We start from the raw sequence: 16,555 nt of genomic DNA, 5'->3' as shown, positions 1-16,555 counted from the left end.
GCGGCGCTTCACGCCGCGGAAAACCGAGCGGCAAAGCCGCGAGCCGAGTGGAGGGGAGAGAGGAGTGCTTTTGATCGACCCGAAGCGGGAGCGAAGCTCCCGCGAGGTCCGAGAGAGCGAAGGTCTCTCGAGATTTTGCCGAGGGACGGTTCGCTGTGCGGCAGTTACGCTGCCGTCAGCGCAACAGACTGCAGCGCAAAAGGTCGGTTCCGATCGATGATCTTTTGAGCGACGGCCGTCTTCCGTCGGGCATGGCAAGTTTCACTGTCGTTGTCGGCGATCCCGACTCGGGGATGGCCTATCAGCTCGAGGCAGAGGACCAGGACGCAAACCGGTTTATCGGCAAGTCGATCGGCGACGAAGTCGACGGTGGTGCGGTCGGCCTCGATGGCTACACGCTCGAGATCACCGGCGGCTCCGACGAGGCGGGGCGCCCGCTCAACGGCGAGGTTGCCGGGCCGAACCTGCAGGAAGTGCTGATGACCGGTCGACAGACTGGCTACCACCCCGAGCGTGACGGCGAGCGACGCCGAATCACGGTTCGTGGCCGTGAAGTCTCCGACGCCGTCGCCCAGATCAACGCCTCGATCACCGAGCGCGGCAGCGCCGACGTCGACGAGCTCCTCGGCGAGGGCGAAGACGACGACGAGTAACTCGCGTCGATTCACTCGATTCATTTTCAATGGCTGACCGAATTGCGAGCGATCATCCATCAGTGGAAACGGTCCGGTCGACGTGTGTGGAGACGGCAACCGGCGTCAAACTCGCGGTGCCGGCCGACGACCGCGATGCGTTTCCGACCGACGAGGTCGTCCGGATCGTCCTCGACGGCGAGGAACTGTTCGCGCACGTCGAACGAGCGCTAACCGGCGACGACCTGTCGATTCCCGGCGTCTACGAGACGCCGGATAGCGCCCGCGATCCGAGCGGCGCAACCGATCGGCTTCCGTCGTGGGCCGACGATCACGGCATCGCCGCGGGCGGGTCGGTGCTGATCGACGTCGTCGAGCCCGACTTCCTCTACGGGCTTCGGGCACCTGGCGAGACGGCCTACTACGACGCCCGGGAGCCGCCAAGCAACAGCTTGAGCGAGATCGCGAAGGACCTCGAGGAGCAGTAGCCCGGAACGGCCGCTCGAGTCGCGAGCAACGAGTCGAATACCGCCCTTTTTCCACCTCGAGTGCCAACCAGCGGGCATGAGTGACCAACGCGAGGAGTTTCTGGCCGGCCAGCGGCCTGATGACGTCGCGCTCTTTCTGGCGGAGTCGTACGTGTCCGACGACCGACTCGAGCAGTTCGGCGAGCGCGTCGACGACGGGACGTTGATCGTCGTCGACGGCGAGCGGGGACGCAACGCCTTCCAGGCGGCGACCGGCACCGGCGCGATGGAGTTCGCCAAGTCCGCGATGAATACCGAGGGCGAGATCGACGACGATCTCGCGGGCGGGCAGTGTCCGGACGCCGACGCCGACGGCGAGCACGCGGTCCAGTACGTCTTCGCGTTCGCCGAGGAACAAAACGAGTCGGTCGGTGGCATCTACGCCGACGGCGACGTGGTCCACGCCTACGCCCAGTGTACGTGTGGGACGGCGTTTTCCGATCGGTGGAACGCATCCGACACGGCGGATTCGTAACTCGGTCGTCGGCCCCGGTCGGACGGCGGAGCGATCGTGTGTCCAGTTTTCATACTGGCAACTGTCGGCCGACAGCTTTTGTCACAGCATAACATAGGAAACCAAAGATGAGTTCGACCGAAACCCCGTACGAGACCGGCCGCGGGTTCGGTCTCTCGAGTCGCGAGGCGCGCGTGATCAGCGGTGCGACCGCGCTGATGGTACTTAACGTGGTGGTGATGTACGTCCTCGTGGCGACGCCGCTCGCGGCGGTCAACGACTACCTGTTCTCGATCCCGATCGTCGGCGTGATCGCCTACGGCGCGGCGATCATGGCCGGCCAGCTGGTCGCCGAACGGGGTGTCAAAGGCGGTGACACGGGGATCGCGTTCATGGGGATGGTGATCCTGCAACTGGCCTTCGGAGTCTTCGGAGCCGGTGTGCTTCGGTTCGCGCCTCGAGCGTCCCAGCTGACGATCCTCGTCGTGACGGCGATTATTGTGGCCGTCATCACTGCTCTCATCGCGGCCTACGTCTACGCCCGCTCGAAGACGTTCGAGCACTGGGGATCGTACGCCAACTACGCGTTTATCGGCGGTCTCGTCGCGATTCTGATCGGGACGTTCGTCGCGCCGGTGTTGCTCGTCGGCTTCGTCCTCATCTTTCTCGGCTTTCTGCTCCGGCTGGGCTGGGAAATCTGGAAGGTACGCGATCAACGGAACGCATCAGTGACCCTGCAGACGATCGGCGTCTACATCGCCGTCGCCGGTGTCTTCGTCCACGTTCTCCAGCTCGTGATGCGATATCTCGCGTCGCGACAGTGATCGATCCGTGGTCGATCAGTCGTCGCTCGCTTCCGCGTCGACATCGTCGTCTTCGTCCCCCTCTGAGACGACGTCACGGAACGCGTCGAGGATGACCCGTTTCGTCACGGCCCCGCGGGTCGTCCAGTGGTTCGCGTAGTCGAGCATGTCGTCGTAGATGTCGGGTTTACAGCCCGCAGCCTTGGGGTGGCCGCCGCCGTTTACCTTCCCCGCGACCTCGTGGCAGCGATCGAACTCGTCGGTGCCCCGGATCGAGGCCGAGCCGGCGGGTTTGACGATCACGGAGGCGTCGGCACCCTGTTCGCGCATCGCTTCGGCGACTTCGTTCTGTGAACAGCGACCATAGGTGATCCCGACCGTGTAACCGCCGATTTCGCGCAGTTCCGCCCGGCTGACTGCCTGCTCGATCAGCGCCTCCTTCTCGACGCGGCGTTCGGCGATGTACTCCTGGACCCAGTCGGGCAGGTCGACGCCGTACTCGCGGACGACCTCGACGTACTCGGCGGGATCGGTCCAGTAGGCGTAGTCCGCCAGATCGTCGCTGCGTGGGTCCTCGCGCAGCCAGAGGTCGTGATCCCGGGTGACCGCCGCCAGTTCCTCGTACATCGGCCCAAGCTCGTACTCGAGCGAGCGATAGACCACGTCGGCGCTGCACTCCTCGTCGGAATCGCCGACGACGAGCTCGACGCCGGCGTCCCGAACTGCCTGTGCGACGTCGTCGCCCCACTGGTGGTGGTCGTACCACGCGACGCTGTCGGCGGTCTCGAGTGCCGCATCGAGTTCCTCTTCGACGTACTCGTATCGGTCTGGTGCGAGGTCACAGACGAAGATATCGATTCCCTCGTCGCCGTACTCGGCGACGCGAGCCAGCGCGTCCTCGACATCGTGGGGACTCGCAGGGATGAGTGCGACGGTGTGTGGCGTCGGCTCGGGCTCCTCGAGTGGTTCGTCGGCCTCGCCGGTGGCGATCACGACGTTCTCTTCGGCGGCGTCGTCAGTCGCGTCGGCGACCGGCTCCGGCCGGTCTTCGTCACCGTCTGTGTCGTCCGGTTTCGGAACGTTCTGGACGTCGTCGTATGCCTCTCGGATGAGTGCGACGCAGGCCAGGCCGTCCGCGTCCGGGTCAGCGATGACCGCGACCTCGGCCCCCTCGAGGGCGGCTTCGGTCTGCTGGTCCTCCAGGTCCTCCTCGAGCGTATCGGGCAGGAAGAAGCCGGTTCCCGGCAGCACGGATTTGCGCGCGAGCGGCAGATCGCCGCTCTCGATGAGTTCGTCGTACATGGTAGCTGCTGGGTCTCCTGTCGGGAAGTAACCGCCGGTCTCGGGTGCGATGGGGAGGCTGAGATCGCCGACTCGATGCGTGCCAGCGCCGATCAGGCCTCGGCAGTCTGCTCGTCGTCAGTCTCGGGTTCGAGTTGGCGCACGGTCAACACCGGAACGGGCGACGTCCGGACGATTCGCTCGGCGACGCTGCCAAGCAGCAGGCGGTTCTCGCCGTGGCGGCCGCGGGTGCCGGTCGCGATCACGTCGGCGTCGACCTCGCGGGCGTACGCACAGGTCTCGGCGGCGGGCCGGCCCTCGCGGATCGCGGTCGTCACCTCTCGGTCGGCGCGCTCCTCGACGGTGCCGAGGGCGGCGTCGGCGGTCGTCTCGAGGGCGGTACGGAACTCGTCTTGGAGTTGCTCCGGCGAGGCGTCGACCTCGCTGGCGTCGATGACCGACAGGGCGTGGATGTCGGCCTCAAAGCGGGCTGCAAGATCGAGTGCGACGTCGACGGCCCGCTTGACGCTGTCGGAACCGTCTGTGGCGACCACGACCGTATCGAACATACGGACACTTACGCTCGCGGTCGTTTAAATATCTCCGTTCGAGCAACCGAGGGACACGGAGAGGGGTGCCACGCGAACGCACGCCGTGCCCCGGTGGAGGTGGCTTTTTTGCCACGGAACACTCACTGTCGTATATGGATGCCAGCGAGCCGTTTACCGTCGACACCGTTCTCGCGCCGGTCGACGGCAGCGACGAGTCAGCCACCGCAGTCGAGTACGCCATCGCCGTCGCCGACCGCTACGATGCGTCCGTCCACGCCCTGTTCGTCCTCGGGCGGGGTGTCGTCTACGGGCTCGATAACGGCACCGTCGACGAGGACGAGATCGCCGAGACGACACAGGGGTTTTTCGACGACGCCCGTGCGCTCGCCGCCGACGCCGACGTGTCGCTTGCGACCTCCGTCGACGACGGCTTTTCGAAACTCCGAAAAACGCGCCACCCCGGCAACGTCATCCTCGACACCGCCGATTCGATCTCCGCCGACTTCATCGTCCTCCCCAGAGAGCCCGTCACCGGTGCCGAGGTAGAGGTCCTCGAGGAGGCCGCCGAGTACGTCCTTTCGTACGCGAGCCAGCCCGTCCTTTCGGTGTAGCTGGCGTCGTACTGACGGCTGTCAGTCAGTCGGTCCACTCGCATGGCGGGTCGCGGAGACGCCGACGACCAGTGACACCGTCTCAGTCGTCGTCCCCGAGCAGGATCGCCATCTCCTGTTCGAAGCTCTCGGTGCCGGTCGACTCGAAGCCGACCCGTTCGTAGAGGGCGATCGCCGGATTGTTCCAGCGCTCGACGGTCAGCCACACGCGTCTAATGCCGAGGTCGCTGGCGTGGCCCAGCAGGTTCTCGAGCAGGATCGTCCCGATACCGGCCTGCTGGTAGGCCTGCAGGACGAAGATCGCCAGTTCCCACTCGATGCCGCTTTTTTCTGCGATCGCGTCCGGATCGTCGCTGTCGGGAACGAGCATCGCGTGGCCGATGGCGTCGCCGTCGTGGTAGGCGACGACGGTGACGCTGTCCTCGGCGATCGTCTCGAGCCAGTTGCGAATGCGGTCCTCACCGGTCGGCGGAATCCCCTGTGCCCGGTCGGTGGGATCGAATTCGACGTACATCTCGACGACGTCGTCGAGCGCGTCGTCGGCGAACGCCTCCGGCGCACGGATCTCGATCGACCGGCCCTCCCGGTCCTCGACCGTCGTCGGCGGCGAGGGGAACGGACCGGACGGCTCGTCCGGATACTGACGCGAACCGACCATCGTTATCGCACCAGTTTGACCGTCGTCGGGGCGTTCAGCAGGACGAACTCCGTGATCGGACCGAGCTGGATCTTCCCCATCGGGCTCAGCGTGCCACCGCCGATGACCAGCTCGTCGAATTCGCCTTGCTCGGCATAGTCGACGAGTGCGCTTCCGGGATCGCCCTCGAGTTTTTCGACAGTGACGTCGTCGAGCCCCGCCTCTTCGAGGTTCTCGGTGGCCATCTCGTACGTTTCGTCCTGTGAGCGTTTCGACTCGGGTTTGTCGACGATAACGACGGTCAGGTCGTCGCCGACCTCTTGCGTGCGGTCGATGGTCCGTCGGAGCGTCTTCACCGACTCGTCGCTCCCGCCGAGACCCAGCAACACGTTCATACAGGTGACTGTGAGCCGATGGACGAAAACGGTTATGCCGTTTTCCCCAGTGGGTAGCCATCGTGACCGGGGGCCACGAGTGAAACGCCGTCGCAGACGCGGCGCATGACGACGCTGTTAAGAACGTGTAGTGAGTACGATGACCGAATGAGTAATGCGGCGCTCGATGTCGTGGAGTTCCTGCTCACGACGAGCGTGTATTCGGACGACCGGACGCTAGACGAAAACGATCTCCCGCCGTCGTTCCGCCGCGTATACTGGACCGGCGGCGTCGACGACGAAAGCGGGGACGGGGGCAACGGCGGCACCAACCGCAAACCCGCTGGGATCAGTCGTCCGCTGTCAGTAACGACCACGACTGCACGTGAAGCAACTGGCGTCGACCGCCCGTGGGAGGCCGTCGCCGACCTGATGTTCACCGAACGCGACGAGTTCTCCGGCACGATCACCCTCGCCCAACAGGAGATGGCCGAGGAGTGGTTCGCCGAACGCGTCGACGCGGACCGCCTGCTCGAGAACCCGACGCTGGCGAAACACTTCGAACGCCACGACGACTACGACTTCGATGTCAGCCACGAGGAGGCCCGCGAACGCAATCGACCGATTCAGGCCGACCGCGTCTGGATCGACGGGTTGCTCAACGAATACTTCGACGAAGACGACGACGAGGAGATGCTCGATCTCGTCGAAGTGCGCGCCCCAGAAGAGGTCGAGACCACCCTCGACGATCTCGTCCTCACGGAGGACCAGGAGAACGAACTCGACAAGATCTCGAAGGCGATCGAACACCGAGAGTACCTCGCGAACATCGGCCTGCGCGAGATCGGCAAGCTGCTGTTCGTCGGGCCGCCGGGCACCGGGAAGACCTCGACCGCACAGGCGCTTGCCCAGGACATGGACCTGCCGTTCGTCGAGGTCAAACTCTCGATGATCACCTCGCAGTATCTCGGCGAGACGGCGAAAAACGTCGACAAGACCTTCGAGGTGGCCAAACGGCTCTCGCCGTGTATTCTCTTCATCGACGAGTTCGACTTCGTCGCCAAGACCCGCCGCAGCGACGAACACGCCGCACTCAAACGCGCGGTCAACACCCTGCTCAAGAGCATCGACAACGTCTCGCTCATCGAAGACGACGTGTTGCTCATCGGTGCGACCAACCACCCCGACCAGCTCGATGACGCCGCCTGGCGGCGCTTCGACGAGATCATCAACTTCCCCAAGCCCGACTACGACATGCGGGCCGACATCCTCACCGTCATCACCCAGCAGATGGACATCGACGAGTTCGATCCCCACCTCATCGCGGAGGTTACACAGGGGTTGACCGGCAGCGACCTCCGGATGGTGCTTCGTGAAGCGGTTCTCGAGGCGCTGACCGAAGACCGGACGAAACTCACGCAAGAGGATCTGCTCAACGCCGTCGAGGAGTTCGAGGAGCGCGACACCTTGAAGAACATGGACATGATGGGCGGCGACCACGACGCGCTCGTCGCCGGCGGCGACCTCGGCGACGCGGCCAGCGACGGTGGCCACTCGCACGATCACGACCACAGTCACGATCACTGACGAGCGACCGGTCCAGAAGTGGCTCTCGCTTTCTGTGTATTCCGACGGGAATTAGCTGCGCTATCCGAACCGATAGCGAATCCGCCGTCCGATCAATCGCCGTCGTCTCGCTCGCCGTCCGGTTCCCTGTCCTCGAGCAACTCCCAGAACCGCTTCGTATCACCCTCGAAGCGCTCGAGCAGGTCGCGCATCTCGTCTCGGAGGTCGTCGGTCACGGTGACGTGGACCATCCCCTCGTCGGGCTGGCCGTAGACGACGCTCGCACCCTCAGGTGCAGCGACGATCGCAGGGAGAGCGACCAGATCCTCCTCCCCGTCGACCAGGATCGTCGTTGGTTCGTCCGCTGCGAGCGCGCGCCGAAGCGCTCGAATGACAGGGGCGGCGAGTTCGGCGGGCGGATTCGTCACCTCGAGGCTCGCGCCGGCCGTGACCGCCTCGCGGATCTCCTCGTCGACGGCCTCGCGTTTCGTCCGCCCGTCGACGAGCGCCACGTCGGGTTGGCGGCCCGCCTGCAGGAGATGATAGGTGACGACGTCGCCGACGGCGATGATGGGACCATCGACGGCCTCAAGCAGCCGCTCGGCGTCGGTCTCGATCGGGCCCAGCGGCTCTTTGAGCTCGTGGCGGAGGGCGTCGGGCAATACAAGTAGCTGCTCGTCGCTGGGCGTCTCGTCGGCTGTCTCGTCGCGAGTCACGGCTGTCAGCGGACTTTCAGCGCGTAGGCACCTGGTTCGGTGATCTGCATCTCCGTCGCGATCTCGCTTTCCTCGGGGTGGGCGATGATGACGTAGCCCGCCCAGTCTTCGGTCAGCGACGAGGAGTTGCAGGCCTCACAGGTCTCGGCGTCCGGTTCGTTGACCCGGTGGCACTCGCGACAGACGAGGCGGTTCGATGCCATGGTTATTCACCTGCGGTCGCTTCGCGTTTCTTGCGTTCCTCTTCGAGCCACTCGTGTTTGCCGAGCCCGGGCTGTTTCGCGGTGAGGCCGATCTTCGAGTCACGCGGGTTGCGTTCGTCGATGCTCTTGGTGACGATGCGGGCCCGGACGGCGTCGTCGACGCCGAGGGTCCGGTCGGACTCGTTCGAGGAGAGTTGCTGGTTCTCGCCGTCGAAGGCCAGATACTCGTCGCTGATCTGGGAGACGTGGAGCAGCCCGTCGACGGGACCGATGCCGACGAAGGCGCCGAACTCGACGACTTCGACGACGGTGCCGTCGACGACCTCCTGCATCTGTGGATCGAACGTCACCGCGTCGAACTCCGCCTCGTAGTAGACGCCCGGCCGGTTCGGGAGCACTGCCCCCTCACCGATGTCGTGGACCTCGGTGACGGAGACGACGCTCCCGACCTCTTCGTCCATCCGTCCCTCGAGTTTGTCCTGGAGCAGTCGCTTGACCAACCCCGGCGAAACGTCGCCGAGCTCTTCCGGCGGTACTTCTACCGTATCCTTCAATCTAACCCGTTTGTACATCTATGGTTGAGTGATCGCTAACTTGTTTCTCCCGCGTAATGCAATTACCGGTCTGCCGGCTTCGAGCACCCGGTCGCGCAGCGGGCGGTCGTTCGTGACGACGTAGTCGACGACGCCCTCGCGGGCGAGTTCGACCAGCGCGTCGTCCGCGTACGATGCCTCCGTGTCGACGGCGAGACAGCGCTCGGTCGCCAGGTCGTGGCCGACGGTCGCGGCCGTACCCTCCTGGCCGCCTTTTTCGGAGAGCCGACGGAGTTCCTCGAGGACGGCCTGTGGAATCGTCGGCTCGTAGGCGTCTAAGAGCCGCTCGAGTTCGTCGAAGAGCCGGACGTCGAGTTCGACCGGCATCATCAACGCGCTCGTATCGAGGGCGACCTGCGTCCGATCGCTCATCTCAGTCCGTCAGCGTTCCCAGTCCGATCAGCCGCCAGCGGGCACCGATGCGGCGGTTGATCGCGATTTTCGTCCCTGGTTCGGCGGCGACGGGCCGTTTGAGGTTGACCTCGCACTCGCCTTCACGGGCGCTAGTGACGGCGCCGACGGTCGTTGCCGTACCGACGGTCATCATCAGCGGTTCGCCGGTGCTGATCTCGTCGACCGTCTCGCCCTGTTCCGCGCCGACGACCCGCTCGAGCAGGTCGACTTCCATCGTGAACTGCTCCCACGTCGGCGGGAGCGAGCCCGGCGGCCCGGCCATGCGGCCCGCAAGCGCGTCACCCTTGGTGAGCGAGGGGTCGAGTCCGGTGCCGACGCCGAGCAAGCCACCCGGCGTGACGGTGTCGACCGTCTCGCCGCCGGCCTGCAGCGACCGGATCGTCGTCTCGATCGGGACGTACTCGGTCTGACCGCCTTCCTCGATCTCGCGGCCGGGGCGGATCTCGATCTCGTCGCCGACCTCGAGTTCGCCCTGCACTAAGCTGCCGCCGAGGACGCCACCGGCGAGGTCCTGTGCGGTCGTACCGGGTTTGTTGATGTCGAAACTTCGGGCGACGTGCATCCGCGGATCGGCGTCGGGGTCCCGATCCGGGGTGGGGATCTCCTCTTCGATGGCCTGGATGAGCAGATCGAGGTTGACCTCCTGGCCCGCGGAGACGGGGACGATGGGGGCGTCTTCGGCGACCGTGCCTGCGACGAACTCCTTGATCTGTTCGTAGTTGTCCCGGGCCGTGTCGGCGTCGACGAGATCGACCTTGTTCTGGGCGATGACGATGTTGTCGATGCCGATGATGTCGAGCGCCATCAGGTGCTCTTCGGTCTGGGGCTGGGGGACGGGCTCGTTGGCACTGACGACCAGCACCGCGCCGTCCATCAGCGAGGCACCCGAGAGCATCGTCGCCATCAGGGTCTCGTGACCCGGGGCGTCGACGAACGAAACGGTCCGCAGCGGCTCGCTTTCCGAGCCGTCCGGACACTCCTCCGCGACGGTGTAACACTCGGGTTCGTCCAGTTCCTCACAGTGGCGGAACGTAGCGTCGGCGTAGCCAAGTCGAATGGAGATACCGCGTTTCATCTCCTCTGAGTGCTGGTCCGTCCACGAGCCGCTGAGGGCTTGCACCAGCGTCGTCTTGCCGTGGTCGACGTGGCCGACGAGCCCGATGTTCACCTCCGGTTGTCGATTTCCTACCATAAGACGATGAGTAATCTTAGGTAGTGATTCCGCTGTGCGCTTGATAAAGGTTGCGAGCTATGCTTTCGACTCGGCCGCTCGTGACGCCTCGAGTCCAGTTCACAGGCGCCACGCTCGAGCCGTCGTCCCCGACGACCTTTTTCGCGGCCACCCCGTATCGGAACTGTGTCCGAGTTCGCGTTCGAACTCGAGCTCTGTGCCCACCTCGAGTCATGCCGGGAGGAGATCGTCGCCCGTCAGCTCGGCGCGAGCGTCGCCGAACCTGGCGGCCGCATCCTCGATATCGTCTGTGTTGAGCCCGGCCCCGCGTTCGACGAGCGCGTCGCGATCACGAGCGAGTCGATCCCCGACGCGGCCATCGCCTCGGCGGTCGGCACCGGCCGGGCCCGCTACTGGAAAGACGCGTTCGACTGTCACCCCGAGCGGGCGCGCCGTGCCGTCGACCGCGCGCTCGAGCTCGGCTTTTTCGAACGTGATCACACCGCCAGCGCGGCCGCCAATCGCGAGTACGTCCGCCAGACAGTCAGGTATCCCGACTGGTACGGTCGGCTCGTCGGCATCGAGAACAAACCCGATCTGGGCCGGCCAGGCGACCTCGAGGCCCAACTGCGAACGGATGTGAGCCTTGCCGTCGTCGACGAAATTGTACTCGCGACCGAGAGCTACGTGACGCGCGCCCATCTGCACCGGCTCCCCGACGCGGTCGGCGTCTGGCGGGTCCACCGCGACGACACGAGCGGGGGCCTCGAGATCGAGGTGATCCGCGAGCCGTCGTCGCTCCCTGTCGACGAGCCAGGGATCGAACCCCTCGAGACCCGTCCCGGCCGCACCGAGATCGAGGTCATCTCACCCGAGGCGAAGGCACGAGCACGACGGCGGCTCGCGGAACGCGCCTACGGTAAGGGCTGGCGAACGTACGAGTTTTCCGCATGTAAGGCCTGCCAGCCGACCGACGCGGACGCTGCGACGCTGCCGTACTGTGCGTGGGCAGGCCGAGTCGTCGACGCCGCGGCGGAGTGTGGCCCCTCGTGTCCGGGCTACGAGCAGGCGACGGCTCGCACGGTCGATCTCGAGGCCGAACGTGACCGAGAGACGGCGTGGGAAGCCGATCCGGACGGGACCCGTCGACGACAGGCCGGGCTCGATCAGTTCGGATAACGGCCGCGTCCGTCGAGTCGAGGACAGGTCTCGACCGTTCTCAGACGGCTACTGACAGTCAATTGCGGTGCAACCGCAGGCTGGTCGCGGTTGCACCGGGGACTCGTGACAGCAGACCGTATCACAGCACGTACTCCTCGCCGTCGACAGCCAGTGGCTCCGCGAAGGCTTCGTCGGCGGGGTAGTAGTGGGCGAGGTGGACGAGCCGCGTGCGGTCGGCGTTCAGCACCTCGGCCATCGCGAGCGCGCCCTCTCGCGTCATGTGTTTGGTTCCGAACGTCCGGGGAACGCCTGCATCGTCCTCGTGGCGACCGCCGATCGGATGATACTCACAGAGGTCGGCGGGGACGATCCCGTCGGCCAGCAACAGGTCGGGATCAGCAAGCACCTCGCGGGACGCCTCGGGGATGTCGTAGCTCGTATCACCCGTGATCGACAGCGCCGCTCCCGTCACGGGATCCTCGACGCGGAGGCCGTAACAGACCAGCGGTGGATGGTCGACCGGGACCAGCGTCACCTCGAGCCCACAGACCGAGACCGGCTCGAGCGGCGTCGTCGGGACCACAGTCAGCGGGTCGAGGTAGTGGTAGTCGTCGTCGACCGTCTCGGCGACGCTCTTGCCGGTCTGCGGGTCGGTTTCGTCGGCCGCATACACCTCGAGCGAGTCGAGTACGCGAAAGACGTTGCCGAGTCCGTCGAGGTGGTCGAAGTGGACGTGCGTGATCACGGCAGCGTCGGGCAACGACACGTCGTCGCGGAGGAACTGGTAGCGGAAGTCGGGACTGAAGTCGATCAGCAGCGACTCGTCGACACGCTCGTTTTCGACGTGGACCGAGAACCGCGTGCGCTCGACGCCGCGGTCGCGCGCCGCCGTGCAGGTGTCACAGTCGCAGCCGACGGTCGGCGTGCCGGTCGTGTCGCCGGTTCCCAGCAGCGTTACTCGCATCGGTCGCTCGCCCCTCCGGAATCCGTCTGCACGCGCCACGTCGCCGGCATGCTGGCTACTGGCCTACACATACGTCCGCCCTTCCTCGAGCGCCGTCCGGACGAACGGATGATCCGCGTTCGCGTCGATCCGCTCGGCGGGCAACACGTACACCGAAATGACGACGCCGTGCTCGAGGCCGACGGCCTCGGCGAGGGCCTCGAGGGCGCGTTCGGTCTCCGGGTCGTCGTCCTCGAGTCCAACCAGTATCTCGACCTCGGTGTGAACGCCGCGGTCGTCGCCGCGGACGGCGTCCCCGAACGCGACGAGCTGCCGAATCGACTCGCCGTGGGCCGCCTCGGCCCGACTGGCGAACGCCGCCGCAGCGTCGTCCTGTGGCGCTCCATCGCTCATACGTCCTGATAGACACCCGTCGCATAAAGGGTATACTGTTACCGGACGTCGCACAAGGGTCGTGGTCGAGCCGCCAGCACGACGCCGCGCCCATCTCGAGAAGCTATTTAGGCTGCGCCGGAAACGTGGCGGACATGTACGATTTCGTCGTCGTTGGCGTCGGGCCGCCGGGCGCACGGTTTGCCCGCCGGGCTGCCGAGGACGGCTACGACGTGCTCGCCCTCGAGAAGGGACGGGTTGGCGAGCCGTTGGCCTGTTCGGGCCACGTGAGCACGGATATCTGGGAGTTCACCGGACCGGGCGCTCGCGAGGCGCTGTTTCAAAACGAGATCTACGGCGCACGGTTTCACGTCGGTGGCCCCCGAAGCGACGCCTACCCGTTTTACAAACAGGAGGTCGCCTCGAACGTCATCGACCGCGTCGGGCTGGATCGCCACCTCGCCGACCTCGCCCGGGAGGCGGGTGCAGACGTCCGCGAGGGCTACACCGTTACCGAGGTCACCGAACGGTGGGATCGCGTCGAGATCGTCGCCAACGGCCCCGACGGCGTCGTCGAGTTCGAGGCGAGGATGGTCGCCGGCTGTGACGGACCACGCTCGAGAGTCCGGGACGAACTCGGTCTTCCCCAGCCCGACGAGTTCCTTCACGGCGTGCTCGCCTTCTCCGAGGAGGACGACCACCAGGACTTCGTCGACGTGCATCTGACGCCGCCGACGTTTTTCGCGTGGCGCATTCCACGCGGCGAGGCCGGCGTCGAGTACGGCCTCGCAGCCCCGCCGGGGGTCCACGTGAGCAAACACTTCGAGGACCTGATCGACGGCTACGAGGTCGACGTCTCCCACCGGTGTTCGGGCGCGATCCCGATCGGCCCACCGGATCGGGTGACCTCCCGGCGTGCCTTCCTGATCGGTGACGCGGCCGCCCAGACCAAGCCCTTCACCGGCGGCGGCATTCTCTACGGCATGACCAGTGCCGACCACGCCGCCCGCGAGATCGACCCCGATCGACCGACCACGCTCGCGGCCTACGAACGCGCCTGGCGTGAGGATCTCGAGCGCGAACAGCAACTGGGCCACTTGATCCGGCGTGCCTACTCGCTGCCCGAGCCGATCCAGCGAATCGGCCTCGGCGCGCTGTCGGGTGAGATCGGCGTCCACATGGATCGGCCGACGTCGTTGCTCTCGTTCGACCACCTCAAGACGGTGCTCCCCGGACGCTGAACGGGCGGCCCGCTGTCAGGTCTACGGCTCTCGAAACCCGAAGTGGACCATCCTGAACGTCGGTTTCCTGCCCGTTGGTAGTGTCTCCCTGCTCGGTACGCCCGCGCTCTTCGGCGACGACGTACTGGACCTCGACGACGATCGGATCGTCGGTGTGGGGACTGATCTCCCTGTAGAGTTGGTCGACGAGTCCCGGCTCCGGCCCGGCACGCTGACTCGAGACCGTGACAACGATCCTGTCGATCGATTGAATCGGATAGTTGCCGTCGAGTTCGATCACGATGTCTTCGGTCTCGAACTCGTCGTATCGGGGGTCCGTGAGAACGCCCTCGACCTCCGCTTCGGTGGTCGACTCGAGTTCGGTCGTATGAAAGTCGAGCAGGGTGACGCTGGCAAGCGGCACGGTCAGCACCAGCAACCCGACCCCGAAGATCGCCGCGTAGGTATAGGTCGGGGTTCGCGTCGGCGACACCTCGAACAGCCCCTGTGGGCGATAGCCGGCGACCCACAGCGTCGCCAGCGCGGCCAGGTTGAGCGACAGGAGGTTGACGATCACGAGGAGGGCAGCACCGATCGCCGCGCCGGACATCCCCCAGGCGACCGTGATCCCGACCGCAGCGGAGGGCGGAATGAGCGCTGCGGCGATCATGACGCCGACGATCGCCTCCGAGAACCCACGCGTGAGACTCAGAATGCCAGCGATGCCGGCACCCAGCGCGACAGCAAGCGAAAACAGGTTCGGTGCGACCCGCTCCTCGAGTTCGGTAGCGACGACGATGTCGACCCCCGCGGGCTCGAGGCCGGCCAGCCGGGCGAGCACTGCGAGCGTGATCGAGGCGGTGACCACTAGCCCGACACCGACGAGCTGATAGCGAAAGCCGGTCGATGTGAGTCGGGCGTCGCCGGTGACGATGCCGATATTGGCGGCGAGTGCGGGGCCGAGCAGCGGCGCGATGACCATCGCGCCGATCACGACCGCTGGCGAGTCGGCCAGCAGGCCGGCGGTCGCGACGACGGCACTGATCAGCAACATCACGGCGTAGATCGGAAACGGAGGCGTGAGTTCGTCGGCTTTCGTCCGCAGGACCTGTCTCGAGGTGCGCGCACTCGTCTGTCCGCCGTAGCTGTACCGTTCCTGCAGCGTCGCAAACCCCTCTGAGAGGACCGTCTCGGCGTTAATCACGACGACACGGGCCTCGTCGCCGACACCGGTTCGCTTGAGCCGGTCGAGGAGCGGTTCGACGGCCTGTGTCGGGACCGGAAACCGAACGACGGCGGTGTACTCCCGACCGCTGGTTTCGTCGCTGACGACGTAATCGACCCCCTCTTCCTCGAGGATATCGAGGACGGCCCGTCGCTTCCCCTTCGGGACCGTAATTTCCAGATACCGCATATGGGGCCCACAATCGACCGTCCGATAGTATCACGGGCAGCAGTGGACGGGTGCTTCTCTTCGGCACTGCGTCACCGTCGCGGTCGGTAGCGACCCCGCTTGCCGACTCGAACGCTGGACTATCACCGATCCCGACAGTCAGGCACACCGCAACAGCGATTTTTACCCGATGGTGGTGTACGACAGATGATGTCGACGATAGCTGACCTCCGGCTTCCGGCAGCGGAGACAGCGCTTGCGACGACGTTCGAGCGCGTACCGGAGGCGACGTTCGAACTCGAGTCGTCGGTCTCGAAGACGCGCCCATCACTGTGGGTGAGCGGCGTCGATCGCGAGACGGTCAGTGCCGCGTTCGCGGCCGATCCGTCCGTCGAGACCGCGGAACTGCTCGTCGAAACCGACTCGCGGCTGCTGTACGACGTGACGTTTACCGACGAGACGGGCCCGAATCGCCTCTGGAACGAGGTCCTGGCCGACGGTGGCTCGCTCCTCGAGGCACACGCCAGCGACGGCTGGTGGAAGGTGACGGTTCGCTACCGCACTCGTGAACAGCTCTGTGAAACCTACGAACGGCTGGTCGAGCGCGGGATCAACGCCGACCTCCGGCGGATCACCGACGTAACCGATACCGACGGCCACGAGACGCGGCTGACGCCCGAACAACAAGAGGCCCTCGAAGCCGCCCTCGAGCACGGCTACTTCGAGATCCCCCGCGGGGTGTCGATGGAGGAACTGGCTGACGAACTGGACATCTCACATCAGGCGCTCTCCGAGCGGTTCCGCCGCGCCTACGAGACGCTGGTCGATGCCGAACTCCAACCCGCGGACACGGAATCGCGGCTTCACTGATACGGTCTGCTGTCCCGATGCCCTGGCACACCCACAGGACGG

General features: G+C 65.7%; 21 protein-coding genes. 9 read left to right on the top strand and 12 right to left on the bottom strand.

Annotated features, from left to right (window positions below; all coding sequences use genetic code 11):
• Nucleotides 1-251: 251 nt before the first annotated feature.
• The 4 genes from ACFR99_RS07975 to ACFR99_RS07960 all read left to right on the top strand — a co-directional run bounded on the left by ACFR99_RS07975 (nucleotide 252) and on the right by ACFR99_RS07960 (nucleotide 2,437).
• Nucleotides 252-653 (top strand): 30S ribosomal protein S6e, encoded by a 402-nt coding sequence (locus tag ACFR99_RS07975; RefSeq protein ID WP_390286099.1) that lies wholly within the window; start codon nucleotides 252-254, stop codon nucleotides 651-653.
• A 29-nt stretch (nucleotides 654-682) separates the two neighbouring features.
• On the top strand, nucleotides 683-1,120 hold the full coding sequence (locus ACFR99_RS07970) for a DUF7112 family protein (protein ID WP_390286097.1): 438 nt from the start codon (nucleotides 683-685) through the stop codon (nucleotides 1,118-1,120).
• Nucleotides 1,121-1,196: 76 nt separating this feature from the next.
• Nucleotides 1,197-1,634 (top strand): DUF5807 family protein, encoded by a 438-nt coding sequence (locus ACFR99_RS07965; RefSeq protein WP_390286095.1) that lies wholly within the window; start codon nucleotides 1,197-1,199, stop codon nucleotides 1,632-1,634.
• Nucleotides 1,635-1,741: 107 nt separating this feature from the next.
• Nucleotides 1,742-2,437 (top strand): hypothetical protein, encoded by a 696-nt coding sequence (locus ACFR99_RS07960; RefSeq protein ID WP_390286093.1) that lies wholly within the window; start codon nucleotides 1,742-1,744, stop codon nucleotides 2,435-2,437.
• Nucleotides 2,438-2,452: 15 nt separating this feature from the next.
• Here ACFR99_RS07960 and ACFR99_RS07955 read toward each other — a convergent pair whose 3' ends face one another.
• A complete protein-coding gene (locus ACFR99_RS07955; RefSeq protein ID WP_390286091.1) occupies nucleotides 2,453-3,718 on the bottom strand; it encodes a DHH family phosphoesterase in 1,266 nt (421 codons plus the stop codon).
• 92 nt (nucleotides 3,719-3,810) lie between these two features.
• Nucleotides 3,811-4,266, bottom strand: a complete 456-nt coding sequence (locus ACFR99_RS07950; protein ID WP_390286089.1) for a universal stress protein — start codon at nucleotides 4,264-4,266, stop codon at nucleotides 3,811-3,813.
• A gap of 134 nt (nucleotides 4,267-4,400) precedes the next feature.
• Between ACFR99_RS07950 and ACFR99_RS07945 the strand changes: the two genes are divergently transcribed.
• Complete coding sequence (locus ACFR99_RS07945) at nucleotides 4,401-4,859, top strand: universal stress protein (RefSeq protein WP_390286087.1); 459 nt, start codon at nucleotides 4,401-4,403, stop codon at nucleotides 4,857-4,859.
• Nucleotides 4,860-4,941: 82 nt separating this feature from the next.
• Here the strand turns inward: ACFR99_RS07945 and ACFR99_RS07940 are convergent, their stop codons facing one another.
• Together ACFR99_RS07940 and ACFR99_RS07935 are read right to left on the bottom strand one after the other, a co-directional pair.
• The gene (locus ACFR99_RS07940) at nucleotides 4,942-5,517 is read right to left on the bottom strand and encodes a GNAT family N-acetyltransferase (protein ID WP_390286085.1); all 576 of its coding nucleotides are present in this window, start codon (nucleotides 5,515-5,517) and stop codon (nucleotides 4,942-4,944) included.
• 2 nt (nucleotides 5,518-5,519) lie between these two features.
• Nucleotides 5,520-5,891, bottom strand: coding sequence for a universal stress protein (locus ACFR99_RS07935; protein ID WP_390286083.1), 372 nt, complete (start codon nucleotides 5,889-5,891; stop codon nucleotides 5,520-5,522).
• A gap of 147 nt (nucleotides 5,892-6,038) precedes the next feature.
• Here ACFR99_RS07935 and ACFR99_RS07930 point away from each other — a divergent pair, with 147 nt between their 5' ends.
• Complete coding sequence (locus ACFR99_RS07930; RefSeq protein ID WP_390286081.1) at nucleotides 6,039-7,457, top strand: ATP-binding protein; 1,419 nt, start codon at nucleotides 6,039-6,041, stop codon at nucleotides 7,455-7,457.
• Nucleotides 7,458-7,549: 92 nt separating this feature from the next.
• Here ACFR99_RS07930 and ACFR99_RS07925 read toward each other — a convergent pair whose 3' ends face one another.
• The 5 genes from ACFR99_RS07925 to ACFR99_RS07905 are packed head-to-tail and all read right to left on the bottom strand — an operon-like array spanning nucleotide 7,550 to nucleotide 10,554.
• Nucleotides 7,550-8,152 carry a GTP-dependent dephospho-CoA kinase family protein gene (locus tag ACFR99_RS07925; protein ID WP_390286079.1) on the bottom strand — a complete coding sequence of 201 codons (603 nt, stop codon included), beginning with the start codon at nucleotides 8,150-8,152 and terminating at the stop codon, nucleotides 7,550-7,552.
• Between the two features lie 5 nt (nucleotides 8,153-8,157).
• A complete protein-coding gene (spt4, locus tag ACFR99_RS07920; RefSeq protein ID WP_390286077.1) occupies nucleotides 8,158-8,355 on the bottom strand; it encodes a transcription elongation factor subunit Spt4 in 198 nt (65 codons plus the stop codon).
• 2 nt (nucleotides 8,356-8,357) lie between these two features.
• Nucleotides 8,358-8,927 (bottom strand): DNA-directed RNA polymerase, encoded by a 570-nt coding sequence (locus tag ACFR99_RS07915; protein WP_390286075.1) that lies wholly within the window; start codon nucleotides 8,925-8,927, stop codon nucleotides 8,358-8,360.
• Nucleotides 8,928-9,320, bottom strand: coding sequence for a PIN domain-containing protein (locus ACFR99_RS07910; RefSeq protein WP_390286073.1), 393 nt, complete (start codon nucleotides 9,318-9,320; stop codon nucleotides 8,928-8,930).
• Nucleotide 9,321: 1 nt separating this feature from the next.
• Nucleotides 9,322-10,554 (bottom strand): translation initiation factor IF-2 subunit gamma, encoded by a 1,233-nt coding sequence (locus ACFR99_RS07905; RefSeq protein WP_390286071.1) that lies wholly within the window; start codon nucleotides 10,552-10,554, stop codon nucleotides 9,322-9,324.
• A 165-nt stretch (nucleotides 10,555-10,719) separates the two neighbouring features.
• Between ACFR99_RS07905 and ACFR99_RS07900 the strand changes: the two genes are divergently transcribed.
• Nucleotides 10,720-11,712 carry a DUF5787 family protein gene (locus ACFR99_RS07900; protein ID WP_390286069.1) on the top strand — a complete coding sequence of 331 codons (993 nt, stop codon included), beginning with the start codon at nucleotides 10,720-10,722 and terminating at the stop codon, nucleotides 11,710-11,712.
• 121 nt (nucleotides 11,713-11,833) lie between these two features.
• Here the strand turns inward: ACFR99_RS07900 and ACFR99_RS07895 are convergent, their stop codons facing one another.
• Both ACFR99_RS07895 and ACFR99_RS07890 read right to left on the bottom strand, forming a co-directional pair.
• Complete coding sequence (locus tag ACFR99_RS07895; protein ID WP_390286067.1) at nucleotides 11,834-12,658, bottom strand: MBL fold metallo-hydrolase; 825 nt, start codon at nucleotides 12,656-12,658, stop codon at nucleotides 11,834-11,836.
• A 63-nt stretch (nucleotides 12,659-12,721) separates the two neighbouring features.
• Complete coding sequence (locus ACFR99_RS07890; protein WP_390286065.1) at nucleotides 12,722-13,051, bottom strand: hypothetical protein; 330 nt, start codon at nucleotides 13,049-13,051, stop codon at nucleotides 12,722-12,724.
• A 134-nt stretch (nucleotides 13,052-13,185) separates the two neighbouring features.
• Between ACFR99_RS07890 and ACFR99_RS07885 the strand changes: the two genes are divergently transcribed.
• A complete protein-coding gene (locus ACFR99_RS07885; RefSeq protein ID WP_390286063.1) occupies nucleotides 13,186-14,271 on the top strand; it encodes a geranylgeranyl reductase family protein in 1,086 nt (361 codons plus the stop codon).
• Here the strand turns inward: ACFR99_RS07885 and ACFR99_RS07880 are convergent.
• Nucleotides 14,246-15,664: a TIGR00341 family protein gene (locus ACFR99_RS07880; RefSeq protein WP_390286061.1), complete on the bottom strand. Its 1,419-nt coding sequence runs from the start codon at nucleotides 15,662-15,664 to the stop codon at nucleotides 14,246-14,248. The genes ACFR99_RS07885 and ACFR99_RS07880 overlap by 26 nt on opposite strands.
• Nucleotides 15,665-15,853: 189 nt before the next feature.
• Between ACFR99_RS07880 and ACFR99_RS07875 the strand changes: the two genes are divergently transcribed.
• Complete coding sequence (locus ACFR99_RS07875; RefSeq protein WP_390286059.1) at nucleotides 15,854-16,513, top strand: helix-turn-helix domain-containing protein; 660 nt, start codon at nucleotides 15,854-15,856, stop codon at nucleotides 16,511-16,513.
• Nucleotides 16,514-16,555: the final 42 nt, after the last annotated feature.

It is taken from the genome of Haloarchaeobius amylolyticus (assembly GCF_042678045.1).
In the GTDB taxonomy this organism is placed as follows: domain Archaea; phylum Halobacteriota; class Halobacteria; order Halobacteriales; family Natrialbaceae; genus Natrinema; species Natrinema amylolyticus_A.
Note: the sequence above shows the minus strand (reverse complement) of the source record. Positions and strands in the feature narration are given on the sequence as shown.